Source organism: Flavobacterium xizangense, from assembly GCF_054075145.1.
Map to the genome: position 1 here is coordinate 409,927 of NZ_JBSIPG010000001.1, position 12,562 is coordinate 422,488.

A 12,562-nucleotide genomic window follows, 5' to 3' on the forward strand; every position below is an offset into this window, starting at 1 on the left:
TTATTTTAAAAACTAGGTTGCAAAATTATTCTTTTCCAATCTCACTGATATCTTCTAATTGATTTTTTGGATCTGGTCCGTATTGGTTAGAACCTTTTTCTCCTTCAGTTGCCAATAATATAATATTGTAAATTGGAATAAGTATAAACCAGCCACTTTTATTAATATCATGCATTCTTCTAATAGCTACTGCAATTGCAGGTAAAGTAACTGCTAAGCCATAAATAGTTGCAACAATCTTTAGAGCTGGCACAAATGATTCTAAAACACCCAAAATAAAATTGATGATAACACTTGCCAGAATAAACATCCAATACTCTTTTCTTCTAGCTCTACCTTTAAAATTTACATAGTTACTAAAAACTACTTTTTTGTACATTTCTAACATAATAAAATCTTTTTAATTCCCTACTCTTAAGGCTTTTCAGTTACTCCATTTCTTCTTTTTAACAGAGTGCAAGATTACTGACTTTGCCAAAGCTCGACAGGAAGTAAAAGTTTTTAAAGTATTACAAAAAGACATTTTAATACATAAAAAATCCCACTCTTTCAAGTGGGATTTCTATATCTTTAAAACCAAGGCTTCCTGCCAACTTGGTACGTCTGGTAAAACTCTTCGTCTGATTTGGTCAGGTAAATAATTCCTTCTATAAGACCAATAAGGCCGCCAATTCCGCACAAAAGACCAAGAAGAAGGTGAATAATACCTTCTTTAGTATATCCTAAATAAAATTTATGAATTCCAAATACGCCTAATAAAATTGCAAAGATTCCACTAACCACTTTTTTATTTTCTTGTTTAGTATTTCCAAACTCTGATTGTGTATTTTCCATATTCTTATTTTAAATTAAATTTATAAATGTAAAGTAAGACAATAGCAAAAAAAAAATCCCGTTCATTATTTGAACGGGATTTATATGTTTTAGAACCAGCCTTTTTTACCTACCTGGTAAGTTTGATAAAACTCTTCATCTGATTTTGTCAAGTAAATGATTCCTTCAATAAATCCAATTATCCCTCCAAGTCCGCAGGTAACAATACTAATTACCACTTGGATGATTCCTTCTTGAGTGTATCCTAATATAAATTTATGAATTCCTAAGTAACCAAAGATTATTCCCATAATTCCGGCTAGAACTTTTTTATTCTCTTGTCTTGGCTGTGATGGGGTATTCCACGCCTCTTGTTTGCTTGTTTCCATTTTTTATTAATTATTGCAATTCAACATTTCCAATTTCGCTAATCTCGTCATTTTCATTTTTTGGATCAGCTCCGTAATAATTCTCACCTCGATCGCCTTCTGTAACCAGTAAAACTAACAACCAAATACTTCCAACAAGCGGAATTAAAGCAATAAAATAAAACCATCCACTTTTTCCAACATCATGCAGTCTTCTTACAACAACAGCCAAAGTTGGCAAAACAGTAGCCAATGAATACGCAACAAATGCAAAATAACCTATAAGTAAACCTCCTGTAGCATCAGAAAGAAATGAACCTACAATTGCACCAACAATAATAAAAGCTATAAAAATCACACACTGCATTAGTGTGAATAACCAATATTCGCTTCTTCTTGCGCGTCCAGTAAAATTCGCATAGTTTTGAAAAACCACCTTTTTGTACCATTCAATCATATTTAATAAAATTAGTTAATTAATGCCTACTCTTTATAGGATTTTCGGTTGCTCCTTATTAAAATTTTGTTAAAAAAATGAAGAACAATATTAAACAAAAATAATTTTAAAAACTAATTCTCTCGGTTACTTTTACAGAAAAAGCTTGTTATAAAGGTTAAAATAATTCAAACGAAAATTACAATCAACTAATAATCAAGAATACTTCACTTACCGGCGTAAACTGCTTTGATTTTATCTACAATTACCTGAGCTAAACGTTCGTGACTTTCAAATGTCCAGCCCGCAATGTGTGGTGTAAGTAAAACATTTTTGGCATCTAATAAATATTGAAAGGCCTCAGGCGTATTTTTATCTTGAAAAAGCGTTTCAAAAGATAATTTTTCATATTCCAAAACATCCAAACCTGCTCCTAACACCTTTTTCGACTTCATAGCTTCAACCAAATCTGCCGTGAGGATATTTTTACCACGAGAAGTATTTATAATCCAAAATGGCTTCGAAAATGCGTTGATAAAATCAGCGTTAACCATTTTGTCTGTTTCCGGTGTCCAGGGTAAATGAAGACTTAAAACATCAGCTCTATTTTGTAATTCCTCCAAAGAAACTTGTTTTGCATTTTCGTCGCCTATATTTTCTAAAATATCATAAAACAAAACCTCAACATCAAAACCACGGAGTTTTTTAGCAAAAGCTTTCCCCATGTTTCCATAACCAATAATTCCAACTGTTTTTCCATCAAGTTCATGACCGCGATTGCTTTCTCGGTTCCAATGTCCTGCACGTATTTCAGCGTCGGCCTGATTTAAATTATTGAAAAGCGATAATATGACACCAAGCGCATGTTCGGCAACTGCATTTCGATTTCCTTCTGGAGCTGCAATTAAATGAATTCCTTTTGCTGAAGCATAATCACAATCAATACTTTCGAGGCCTGCACCCACTCTGGCGATAAATTGCAAGTTAGTTGCATTATCTAGAAAAGTCTTGTCAATCTTGAAACGGCTGCGAATTATAACTCCGTTATAGTCCTGAATTTTAGCTTCGATTTCTTCTTTAGAAGATTTAAAATCGGCGTGATTTTCGAAACCAGCTTCTTCCAATTGATTCCAAAGAATTGGATTATTGCTGTCGATATGAAGAATTTTTATGCTCATTTTTATCATGTTTTATTATAAACAAAAATACGGTAATTCTATAGAATTTGCTTTTAATATCAATCCATAAAAAACACAAAACCATAATTCGTTTTATTTTTTTTAACTTTGAAATTAAGACATCGAAAAAATCGATTCTTTCACATCTCTGGAAAATCTACCAAAATGAAACTGACCAAGACTTTTAATTCTTTTTTTAACAACGAAAAATCTGGAGGGCTTCTCTTGTTATTTGTTACGATTGCCTCATTATATCTTGCAAATTCATCTTATTCAGCAGAGTATATTGCTTTTTGGGAAAAAGATTTAGGCGGGCATTCTATTACACATTGGATCAACGACGGATTAATGACAATTTTCTTTTTATTGATTGGTTTAGAATTGGAACGCGAAATTTATCATGGCGAATTATCTAATATAAAAAACGCATCTTTACCAATAATGGCGGCGCTTGGCGGAATGTTGGTTCCATCTGCAATTTTTCTGGCTTTGAATTTTGGAACAGCGACGCAAAACGGAGCCGGAATTCCTATGGCAACCGACATTGCTTTTGCTATTGGAATTCTATCGCTTTTAGGCAAAAAAGTTTCACCTTCTTTAAAAGTATTTCTAACCGCACTTGCTGTAATTGATGATTTAGGCGCCATAATTGTTATCGCTATTTTTTACACTACATCAATTGCTTTTGTAAATCTTGCAATTGCCTTAGGAATCTGGGGTTTTCTCTTTATTTTAAACCGATTGAAAATCAATAACATAATTCCTTATCTAGTGGGAGGAATTGTGATGTGGTATTTTATGCTGAATTCTGGTGTACATGCAACTATTACTGGTGTGATATTAGCATTTGTAATTCCATTTGGAGACGGTGGCGAAAATTCCTCTTCTTATAAATTGCAGCATTTTTTACATAAACCTGTCGCTTTCCTAATTTTGCCTTTGTTTGCGATTGCAAATACCTGTATTGCAATAACTCAGGATTGGCATGAAGGTTTAAATCACACAAATACTTACGGAATCATTCTTGGTTTAGTAGTAGGAAAACCTTTAGGAATTGTATTGTTTTCTTCCATTGGAGTAACGGCAGGTTTGTGTGTTCTTCCTAAAAACTTAAAATGGGCGCATATTTTAGGCGCCGGAATGCTGGGCGGAATTGGTTTTACAATGTCAATCTTTATAACCATTTTGGCTTTTAAAGATCCTGAAACGATTGTTTTTTCGAAGATTGCAATTCTTATTGCTTCTATGTTATCAGGATTCTTTGGATTTATATATTTAAAATACACTTTGAGCAAACCAAAAGCCTGAAATTATGATTGCAAGAATCTGGCACGGAAAAACAAAAATTAAAGATTATGAGGCTTACACCGAATTTATAATCAAAACGGCTATTCCAGATTATGAGAAAACAGCTGGATTTGTAAAGCTTTCCTTTTTAAGAAATATTAAAAACAACGAAGGCCATTTTACGCTGATTACCTATTGGGAAAACTTAAAGGTAATTAAAAATTTTGCCGGTGAAGATTTTGAAAAGGCCAAATATTATCCTGAAGATGATGATTTTCTATTGGAATTTGAAGAAAATGTCGAACATTTTGAGGTATTTGCTTAAATCATGAAAAAATTAAGACTGATAATCTCTTTGCCGATATTACTTATAATATTGCTAATAGGTATATTATTTTATCAAATGCAATACAATAACTCAAATCCTGAATTTGTATGCCGAATTCCAGTTCCTATTTGCGGAACAAAATCTCCTGAATTAAGCGAAAATCAACATAAAGGAAAAGAAATTTTCAATGCCAATTGTTCACCATGCCACAAGTTAGATGCAAACAGCACTGGACCATCACTTCGCGGTGTAGATTCATTGATTTTTGCAAAATGGCTTATTGGCAAAAATCACAAAATCAACAACATTAAAATTGAAGAATTAGGAATAGATTATCATCGAACGATGTTTACAGAATACGTGAAAGAAAAAGATTTAGAATCAATAGTAGACTATTGCTCCACAAAACGCGATTATTAATTTCCAAAAAAAAATCCAAACTCCAGTTTTAAATTTGGAATTTGGAATTTGATATTTTAAAAATTGAAATCTTATTTTAATAATCCTTTGATTTGCTTCAAAGAAGTTTTAATTCCTTTAATTAATGATGAACTGAAACCATTGTGTTCCATTTCATTCAAACCGACAATTGTACAACCTTGTGGCGTTGTTACGCGGTCGATTAATTGTTCCGGGTGTACTTTCTCTTCCAATAACATTTTTGCTGCTCCTTTCGCTGTTTGTGCGGCGATTGCCAAAGCTGTACTAGAATCAAATCCAATTTCGATTCCAGCTTGCATTGAAGCACGAATATATCGCAATGCATATGCTGTTCCGCAAGCGCCTAAAACAGTTGCTGCATCCATTAATTTTTCATCAATTATCGGAGCCGTTCCTAAATCCTGAAATAAATCTACAATTGGCATGGCTTCTTCGCGATCTGTTTCAGGGAAAGAAATACAAGTTGCCGATTCTCCAAACTGTGCCGCAATATTGGGCATAATACGTACAACCGGATATTCATTTTTTGTTTTTTCCTGAAGCATATCCAAGGATAATCCGCTAACTGCCGAAGCAATTGTTTTATTTTGAATTACAGGTAAAATTTCAGCCAAAACCGTATCGACCTGATAAGGTTTTATGGTTAAAATCACTACATCAGCCTCCTGGATATTGTGTTTATTATCATTAGATACTGTAACTCCATATTCAGACAAATATTGAATACTAGCGATGTTTCTTCTTGTAACGGTAACTTGGTTGTTTTTCGAAAATTTAGCAATTCCCAAGGCAATAGAAACCCCTAGGTTTCCTCCTCCAATAATGTGTACTTTCATGTTGCTGGATTTTAATTTATTTCAGGCATATGAAGGCCTTTAATTCCGTTTGCAAATTACACAGAATTTAAAGATCTTAAATCACTGTATACTATTAATTTGTGCCAAAAATCTAAAACCCAAGAATCATTTTGGCTACTCCGAAATAAAGCATAATTCCAAAAACGTCATTTGTTGTAGTGATAAACGGTCCTGTAGCAATTGCAGGATCGATTTTATTTTTATGAAGAAAAAGAGGCACTAATGTTCCGAGTGTTGCAGCAAACATAATAACTACAATCATCGAAATTGAAATTGCCATTCCCACTAAATATTGCCCATACATAAGCGAATGATAACCCAGTAAAAGCAATGAGATAATACTTCCTGAAATCATCGAAACGGTAATTTCTTTGCTAAAGTAGCTTCGGCTAAACTCTTTTAAAGTTCCGTTTGCCAAACCCTGAACTACGATTGCCGATGCCTGAACACCAATATTTCCGGCTGTTGCCGAAAGCAAAGGCACGAAAATAATTAACGTTGAATATTTTTGAAAAGCAGTTTCGTTATCTTTTAAAACAAAAGATGCTACAATTTCGATCACCATTCCAATTAAAAGCCAAGGCAAACGCGCTTTTGTTAACTCCAGAACACTATCATTTGTTTCAATGTCCTGGGTAATACCCGCGGCTAACTGGTAATCTTTATCAGCTTCTTCCTTGATTACGTCGACGATATCATCAATTGTAATTCGGCCTACTAATCGGCCAAGCTCATCAACCACCGGAATTGCTTCCAAATCATATTTTTGCATGATACGAGCTACCTCAACATCTTCAGTATCAACATTTACAAAATTTAATTTTCGGATATAAACGTCTCCAATTTGAGTTTTTGTTGATGAAGTCAATAAATCTTTTAAAGACAATCTTCCTTTTAATCGGTTTTCGTCGTCAACAACATAGATTGAATGTACTCTTGAAACATTCTCAGCTTGAATACGCATTTCTTTTACGCAGGTAAGAACGTTCCAGTTTTCATTCACTTTTACAAGTTCTTTTCCCATCAAACCACCGGCCGTATTTTCGTCGTAACGCAATAATTCAACAATGTCTTTTGCGTGTTCAACATCGACCAATTCCGAGATAACTTCTGCTTTAATTTCATGCGAAAGTTCCGCAATAATATCGGCAGCGTCATTTGTTTCAAGCTCATCAAGCTCTTCGGCAATTTCTTTTGGTGATAATCGGCTTAAGATGTTTTCACGTAAATCATCTTCTAATTCAAGAAGGATTTCGGCTGTTTTGTCACTATCTAAAACCTTAAAAATGTAAGTTGCTTCGTCGAAATCCAGTTCTTCAAGGATTTCGGCAATATCAGCGTGGTGCAGATCATTAAGTAAAACTTCAAGTTCTTTGTCGTTTTTGTTAACAATATGCTCTTCTAGTTGGTGAATTAATTCTTTACTAACTTTGAACTCCATCGGCTTCTATTTTTTGAGTCAAAACAATAAATTCTTCAACGCTAAGCTGCTCGGGACGTTTATCAAAGATAGTGTCTTCTCGCAAATTATCTGATAAATTTAATGTTTTCAAACTGTTACGTAATGTTTTTCGTCTTTGCTGAAAAGCCGTTTTTACAACCGTAAAAAATAACTTTTCACCACAAGGAAGACTATAATCTTCCTTTCGGGTCATTTTCATCACACCCGACTTGACCTTGGGCGGAGGAATAAAAACATTTTCGTCTACAGTAAACAAATACTCAGTATCATAGAAAGCCTGTGCCAGTACCGACAGGATTCCGTAGGTTTTTGATCCTTTTTTTTCACAAATTCGCTCTGCAACTTCCTTTTGAAACATTCCGGAAAACTCCGGAATCTGATCTCTGAATTCTAATGTTCTAAAAACAATCTGAGAAGAGATGTTATAAGGGAAATTACCAATAATGGCGAATTGTTTGTTCTCGTAAACCTGGTTTATATTATATTTCAGAAAGTCTTCTGAAATGATATTGTCTTTTAATTTTGGATAATTCGCATCTAGATACGCAACAGATTCCGTATCAATTTCGATTACTCGCGTATGGATTGGCTTGTCAAGTAAATATTTAGTGAGCACACCCATCCCTGGTCCTATTTCTAAAACCTCATCGTATCCCTTTAAACTCAAAGTATCGGCAATTGCTTTCGCGATGCTTTCGTCTTTAAGGAAGTGCTGTCCTAAATGTTTTTTGGCTTTTACTTTTTCCATTTTCTTTTCTTGTTTTGCCGCGAGGGCGCAAAAGTATTCTTTTTGCTTCGAAGGCTAAAGCTTATTTCATGTTTTTTTGTTACGAAGACACAAAGCTTTATTTTTTATTAATTTCTCGAAGCTGCTGAACATCGAATAAATCTTTTGCTCTATTAGCTTTAATTTTACTAGTAATCAAATCTTCTAAAGACAAAACATTCCACTTTAAAAAAGTTTTATCATTCACCGTTACTTCTTCACTATCATTGTATGCCTCTTCAAAAGTTTTATTCACAGAAAATTTAGTTATCAATTCTAAATCAAGATCAACCGGAGAAAATTTAATTGATATGTTTTGTTGTTGTTGCTTTACATTTTCCGGAAAATCATCAATCTCATACCCCATTTCATTAAAAACCAACACTAACTTTTTAAAGTTTTCCTCGGTAGTTTCTATCCAAAAATCAACATCAGCAGAATGTCTCTGATATCCATGAAAATTCACAGCTCCTCCACCAACCATAAGCATTCTTACATTATGTTTTGCTGCCAATGCTATAAACTCATCAATATTTTGCTCCCATAACTTTGACATTTATTCTGATTTTATAAGAATTACAAAATTATCTTTATTTTTATCGATTTTATTTTTCACTGGAAACCTGCTTATACGCTCACTTAAACGTAAAAAACTATAAAACCTTTCCGTTTTAGATAATTTCAAAAAATCTTGTTGTTGCTGCTTATTACTTTCTTCTTTTGTTTGAAATCGAATTTCCATAATAGACTTTTTAAATAAAACCAAAAACTGGTCCCGATAGCTATCAGGAGAGAATGAAAACTAAATTAATGTTCTGAAATAACTTCTAATTCTGTTCTGAAAGAAAGCATTTTATCAGCAAATAACTCTAAAGCTTCTCTGTCAAATTTTGGTTGATCTTCCAAATAATATTTTTCAAGAGTATCTTTACTGTCTGTTGTATATTGAACCGAATATGTTATTCCGCCCATTTCTTCTTCAACTAAAACTTTTACAATTCTTGCCGATGAAAATTTTTCAGTAGCCAGAATTTCCGGAATATGTTTTTCCTGCATCCATTTCAACCATTGGTCGTGAACGCTTTCGTGTATATTTGTGGTGATGTTGTAAATAATCATTTCTTTCTAAAGGTTCTGAGATGCTAAGGTTCTAAGGGACTAAGTCTTTTACTTTTGATTCTTAAAATCTTATGCAAATCATTATATTATTAATTCTTTTTGTTTACTTATAAAATCGATTAAACCAAACTACAAATTCTTATCTCCTCTCAATTCTCGGTATTTTTTTCTTGCATCAACAAAGTAAATACTGTCCTGATGATTGAAAATTACCTTTTCATACAAAGGCTTTGCTTTTTCTGTATCTTTTAGTTCATCATTGTAAATTTCTGCTGAAAAAAACAATGCTTCATCAACATAAATACCATCTCCATGATGATCAATTATTTGCTGGTATTGGCTTAAAGCCGAATTATAATCTTTTAGACTTTCATAAATTTTGCCTAAACGCAACATTGTTACAGCTTCAATTTCCTGACCTTTATAGGTTTTCAGAATGTTCTGAAACTGTGTAATTGCTTCCTGCTTTTTATTTTGATAAATTAAAAAATCCCCTTTTGCAAACTGTTTTAATGCGGTTTGTGTCGAATCGGCAGCGGTGTTATCATTTATCAATAAGAAATATTCAAGAGCATCATTGGCGATCAATTGTGTATTTGCCGATTTTAATTCTTTAAACTGTTTCAAAGCCCATTCAAAGTCAGTTTTATAATAACTTGTTTTCGCCGCTTTCAAACTCGCTTCATGCGCCATAACATCATTCTTCAAATCCAATTGGATCTGCGAATAATAAATAAGCGCCTGATTGAATTTCTCCTGCAAAAGCAAAATATCTCCCAATTCCATTTTGGCATCCGCTTCCTGATAATCATTCAAATTAAGCTCTAAAGCTCGTTTTACGATTGCAATGCCTTCTTCTGGTTTTTTCAGATTAAAAGCAGTAAAATGTGCTTTAATCAATTGCAAAGATAAAGTAAAAGGAGTTATTTCATAAGTTGTGAGCAATTGCTGCAATTCGGCATCAATTGCCGGATAATCTTTTTCCTGTGCTTTATCTATCTTGATTTCCATCAAATAGTAATTGGATTGCACCAGCAAATCTAAATCTTTGGTATTTAAAAGAATAAAATTCAGGATTTCAGCTGCAGTTTCAGTATCATCTTCGTTCAGTGCAAACTGACTCAAATTAACGATGCTCGAAAGTGATTCAGGTTCGCGTTTGTAAATCGCTTTTTCCTGAATAAAAGCTTTTCCAAATTCTTTCTGCTGAACATAAAACCAACTTAAGTAGTGATTCCAAAACACATCCTGATCTTTCTGTGTTTTTAAAATCAACGCTTTTCGCATGGCATCTTTAAAAGCCGTATTATCCGTTTCTCCATTCATGAAACGTGATAATTGAGTCTGAATCAAATTAGCATTCTGCGGATTCTTATACGATTCAGTCAACAGAAGATCAATCATTTCGTCGGTTTTTCCTAATTGACCATACAACATTCCGATTTGGAAATTAAAATTGTAGTTTGGCTGAATTTGCATTGCAGTCTGATAGGCTTTTAAAGCATATTCAATCAATACTTTTTTCTCAAACGAATTTCCAATTCCATAAACATCATTCGGATTGGCTTTTATTTTTTCAATTGCCTGATCGTAATAGCTTCTTGCTTTGGATTCGTTTTTTTGCAATTGGAAATTATAGCCCATTTCAACTAAAAAAATTCCTTGTTTATATTTGTTATAACGATCCTGAATTGCCTTTTCAGCCACAGTATATTGCTGTAATTGCTGATAGCAGTCGACGACTCTTAAAAAATATTGAGTATTTGATGGCACACTTGCTAAAAGCTCTTCATAACTGACTTTTGCTTTTTCGAAATCGCCTTTATCGAAGTAATATTGAGCCAACTGCTCATTTTGAGAAAATGTAAAACTTGACCACAGCAAAACGATATAGATAAAGATGTTTTTCATATTTCAGTTTTTTAATGTGGCATTTCAAACAATTGATAAACCTGACGGTCCCGTCAGGTTTACCTCTAAATTACAAAAAATTTAGTTTATAATATCAAATCCGCAATAAGGACGTAAAACTTCTGGTATTACTATTCCTTCCGGCGTTTGGTAATTTTCTAAAATTCCGGCCAAAACTCTAGGCAAAGCCAATGAACTTCCGTTCAAAGTATGCGCCAATTGGTTTTTTCCGTCTTTGTCTTTGAAACGTAATTTCAAACGATTTGCCTGAAACGTTTCGAAGTTAGAAACAGAACTGATTTCTAACCATCTATCTTGCGCTGTAGAAAACACTTCAAAATCGTAAGTCAAAGCAGATGTGAATCCCATATCGCCTCCGCAGAGACGTAAAATTCTGTATGGTAATTTTAATTCCTGCAAAATATTTTTTACGTGTTCTACCATTCCGTCAAGTGCTTCATACGATTTTTCAGGATGTTCGATACGTACAATTTCAACTTTGTCAAATTGGTGCAAACGGTTTAATCCTCGCACGTGAGCTCCATAAGAACCTGCTTCACGACGGAAACATGGCGTATATGCAGTGTGTAAAACTGGCAATTCACTTTCGTTTAAAATAACGTCACGGAACAAATTCGTAACCGGAACCTCAGCCGTCGGAATCAAATATAAATCATCAACCGTTGCATGGTACATTTGTCCCTCTTTATCTGGTAATTGCCCTGTTCCGTAACCTGAAGCTTCGTTTACCAAATGCGGCACCTGAACTTCATTATATCCCGCAGCAGTATTTTTATCTAAAAAATAATTGATTAAAGCACGCTGTAAACGAGCTCCTTTTCCTTTGTAAACAGGAAAACCTGCGCCGGTAATTTTTACACCCAATTCAAAATCGATAATATCATATTTTTTTACCAATTCCCAGTGCGGTTGTGCACCTTCGTGTAAAACCGGAATATCTCCTTCTTGAAAAACATTCAAGTTATCATCTGGCGTTTTTCCTTCAGGAACAATATCTGCCGGAAGATTTGGCAAAGTGTACAATTTATTTGTCAATTCAACAGCAAGTGCTTCGGCTTTTTCGCCAAGTTCTTTGCTTTTTTCTTTTAATGAAACTGTTTTTTCTTTTAAAATTGCTGCTTTTGATTTCTCTCCAGCTTTCATTAATTCGCCAATGTCTTTGGACAATTTATTAGATTCAGATAAAACATTGTCTAATTCTACTTGCGCAGCACGACGGTTTTCATCTAATTGCACCACCTCTTCAACAACACTTTTAGCATCGATATTTCGTTTTGCCAAAGCCTTGATTACTTTCTCCTGATTTTCTCTAATAAATGCGATTTGTAACATAGCTTAATTTTTGTAACTATTTTATTTTATAACGGAAGCAAATTTAAGGAAATGTTTCCTAAGATTATGACAAAGTTTATCGGGAAAAAGTTATTTCACAAAGATGCGGGAAGATTACGCAAAGATTTGCAAAGTTTTTTACGTGACTCTGTGTTTTTTCTTTATGAATCTCTGCATGCTAATGACAATAAAAAACGGGAATAACTTCAAAAAGCTATTCCCGTTTTGCTATAAATCCTGATA

The 12,562-nt window shown here is 33.7% G+C and carries 16 protein-coding genes; 3 read left to right on the forward strand and 13 right to left on the reverse strand.

The genetic code is table 11. The features are described from left to right. Positions 1 to 25: 25 nt before the first annotated feature. The 5 genes from ACWA1B_RS01650 to ACWA1B_RS01670 form a co-directional block, all read right to left on the reverse strand. A complete protein-coding gene (locus ACWA1B_RS01650) occupies positions 26 to 388 on the reverse strand; it encodes a DUF805 domain-containing protein (protein WP_456904139.1) in 363 nt (120 codons plus the stop codon). Positions 389 to 570: 182 nt separating this feature from the next. Then, positions 571 to 834, reverse strand: a complete 264-nt coding sequence (locus tag ACWA1B_RS01655; protein ID WP_456904141.1) for a TM2 domain-containing protein — start codon at positions 832 to 834, stop codon at positions 571 to 573. An 89-nt stretch (positions 835 to 923) separates the two neighbouring features. After that, a complete protein-coding gene (locus ACWA1B_RS01660) occupies positions 924 to 1,202 on the reverse strand; it encodes a TM2 domain-containing protein (RefSeq protein ID WP_035652835.1) in 279 nt (92 codons plus the stop codon). A gap of 10 nt (positions 1,203 to 1,212) precedes the next feature. Further along, the gene (locus ACWA1B_RS01665) at positions 1,213 to 1,638 is read right to left on the reverse strand and encodes a DUF805 domain-containing protein (RefSeq protein WP_035652832.1); all 426 of its coding nucleotides are present in this window, start codon (positions 1,636 to 1,638) and stop codon (positions 1,213 to 1,215) included. Positions 1,639 to 1,844: 206 nt separating this feature from the next. Continuing rightward, positions 1,845 to 2,795, reverse strand: coding sequence for a 2-hydroxyacid dehydrogenase (locus tag ACWA1B_RS01670; RefSeq protein WP_456904143.1), 951 nt, complete (start codon positions 2,793 to 2,795; stop codon positions 1,845 to 1,847). A 165-nt stretch (positions 2,796 to 2,960) separates the two neighbouring features. Here ACWA1B_RS01670 and nhaA point away from each other — a divergent pair, with 165 nt between their 5' ends. From nhaA to ACWA1B_RS01685, 3 genes are read left to right on the forward strand one after another with little or no spacing between them, the layout of a single operon-like run. Continuing rightward, positions 2,961 to 4,103, forward strand: a complete 1,143-nt coding sequence (gene nhaA, locus ACWA1B_RS01675; RefSeq protein WP_456904145.1) for a Na+/H+ antiporter NhaA — start codon at positions 2,961 to 2,963, stop codon at positions 4,101 to 4,103. Between the two features lie 4 nt (positions 4,104 to 4,107). Continuing rightward, positions 4,108 to 4,407 carry an antibiotic biosynthesis monooxygenase family protein gene (locus ACWA1B_RS01680; RefSeq protein WP_456904147.1) on the forward strand — a complete coding sequence of 100 codons (300 nt, stop codon included), beginning with the start codon at positions 4,108 to 4,110 and terminating at the stop codon, positions 4,405 to 4,407. 3 nt (positions 4,408 to 4,410) lie between these two features. Further along, complete coding sequence (locus ACWA1B_RS01685; protein ID WP_456904148.1) at positions 4,411 to 4,830, forward strand: c-type cytochrome; 420 nt, start codon at positions 4,411 to 4,413, stop codon at positions 4,828 to 4,830. Between the two features lie 71 nt (positions 4,831 to 4,901). Here ACWA1B_RS01685 and proC read toward each other — a convergent pair whose 3' ends face one another. The 8 genes from proC to serS all read right to left on the reverse strand — a co-directional run bounded on the left by proC (position 4,902) and on the right by serS (position 12,319). Further along, the gene (proC, locus tag ACWA1B_RS01690) at positions 4,902 to 5,687 is read right to left on the reverse strand and encodes a pyrroline-5-carboxylate reductase (protein ID WP_456904149.1); all 786 of its coding nucleotides are present in this window, start codon (positions 5,685 to 5,687) and stop codon (positions 4,902 to 4,904) included. Positions 5,688 to 5,799: 112 nt separating this feature from the next. Beyond that, complete coding sequence (gene mgtE / locus ACWA1B_RS01695) at positions 5,800 to 7,149, reverse strand: magnesium transporter (protein WP_456904151.1); 1,350 nt, start codon at positions 7,147 to 7,149, stop codon at positions 5,800 to 5,802. After that, positions 7,133 to 7,918 carry a 16S rRNA (adenine(1518)-N(6)/adenine(1519)-N(6))-dimethyltransferase RsmA gene (gene rsmA / locus ACWA1B_RS01700; protein WP_142451411.1) on the reverse strand — a complete coding sequence of 262 codons (786 nt, stop codon included), beginning with the start codon at positions 7,916 to 7,918 and terminating at the stop codon, positions 7,133 to 7,135. Before rsmA ends, mgtE begins: the two co-directional genes overlap by 17 nt. A 97-nt stretch (positions 7,919 to 8,015) precedes the next feature. Beyond that, positions 8,016 to 8,492 (reverse strand): nucleotidyl transferase AbiEii/AbiGii toxin family protein, encoded by a 477-nt coding sequence (locus ACWA1B_RS01705; protein WP_456904153.1) that lies wholly within the window; start codon positions 8,490 to 8,492, stop codon positions 8,016 to 8,018. After that, positions 8,493 to 8,678 carry a hypothetical protein gene (locus tag ACWA1B_RS01710; RefSeq protein ID WP_456904154.1) on the reverse strand — a complete coding sequence of 62 codons (186 nt, stop codon included), beginning with the start codon at positions 8,676 to 8,678 and terminating at the stop codon, positions 8,493 to 8,495. Between the two features lie 65 nt (positions 8,679 to 8,743). Then, complete coding sequence (locus ACWA1B_RS01715) at positions 8,744 to 9,055, reverse strand: DUF4286 family protein (protein ID WP_035652807.1); 312 nt, start codon at positions 9,053 to 9,055, stop codon at positions 8,744 to 8,746. Positions 9,056 to 9,184: 129 nt separating this feature from the next. Continuing rightward, on the reverse strand, positions 9,185 to 10,966 hold the full coding sequence (locus tag ACWA1B_RS01720) for a tetratricopeptide repeat protein (protein ID WP_456904156.1): 1,782 nt from the start codon (positions 10,964 to 10,966) through the stop codon (positions 9,185 to 9,187). 81 nt (positions 10,967 to 11,047) lie between these two features. Then, positions 11,048 to 12,319 carry a serine--tRNA ligase gene (gene serS, locus ACWA1B_RS01725; RefSeq protein ID WP_035652801.1) on the reverse strand — a complete coding sequence of 424 codons (1,272 nt, stop codon included), beginning with the start codon at positions 12,317 to 12,319 and terminating at the stop codon, positions 11,048 to 11,050. Positions 12,320 to 12,562: the final 243 nt, after the last annotated feature.

Bases quoted from the DNA above. Each gene is read 5' to 3' on its own strand.
- ACWA1B_RS01650 (WP_456904139.1), bottom strand. From the start codon at position 388: ATGTTAGAAATGTACAAAAAAGTAGTTTTTAGTAACTATGTAAATTTT.
- ACWA1B_RS01655 (WP_456904141.1), bottom strand. From the start codon at position 834: ATGGAAAATACACAATCAGAGTTTGGAAATACTAAACAAGAAAATAAA.
- ACWA1B_RS01660 (WP_035652835.1), bottom strand. From the start codon at position 1,202: ATGGAAACAAGCAAACAAGAGGCGTGGAATACCCCATCACAGCCAAGA.
- ACWA1B_RS01665 (WP_035652832.1), bottom strand. From the start codon at position 1,638: ATGATTGAATGGTACAAAAAGGTGGTTTTTCAAAACTATGCGAATTTT.
- ACWA1B_RS01670 (WP_456904143.1), bottom strand. From the start codon at position 2,795: ATGAGCATAAAAATTCTTCATATCGACAGCAATAATCCAATTCTTTGG.
- nhaA (WP_456904145.1), top strand. From the start codon at position 2,961: ATGAAACTGACCAAGACTTTTAATTCTTTTTTTAACAACGAAAAATCT.
- ACWA1B_RS01680 (WP_456904147.1), top strand. From the start codon at position 4,108: ATGATTGCAAGAATCTGGCACGGAAAAACAAAAATTAAAGATTATGAG.
- ACWA1B_RS01685 (WP_456904148.1), top strand. From the start codon at position 4,411: ATGAAAAAATTAAGACTGATAATCTCTTTGCCGATATTACTTATAATA.
- proC (WP_456904149.1), bottom strand. From the start codon at position 5,687: ATGAAAGTACACATTATTGGAGGAGGAAACCTAGGGGTTTCTATTGCC.
- mgtE (WP_456904151.1), bottom strand. From the start codon at position 7,149: ATGGAGTTCAAAGTTAGTAAAGAATTAATTCACCAACTAGAAGAGCAT.
- rsmA (WP_142451411.1), bottom strand. From the start codon at position 7,918: ATGGAAAAAGTAAAAGCCAAAAAACATTTAGGACAGCACTTCCTTAAA.
- ACWA1B_RS01705 (WP_456904153.1), bottom strand. From the start codon at position 8,492: ATGTCAAAGTTATGGGAGCAAAATATTGATGAGTTTATAGCATTGGCA.
- ACWA1B_RS01710 (WP_456904154.1), bottom strand. From the start codon at position 8,678: ATGGAAATTCGATTTCAAACAAAAGAAGAAAGTAATAAGCAGCAACAA.
- ACWA1B_RS01715 (WP_035652807.1), bottom strand. From the start codon at position 9,055: ATGATTATTTACAACATCACCACAAATATACACGAAAGCGTTCACGAC.
- ACWA1B_RS01720 (WP_456904156.1), bottom strand. From the start codon at position 10,966: ATGAAAAACATCTTTATCTATATCGTTTTGCTGTGGTCAAGTTTTACA.
- serS (WP_035652801.1), bottom strand. From the start codon at position 12,319: ATGTTACAAATCGCATTTATTAGAGAAAATCAGGAGAAAGTAATCAAG.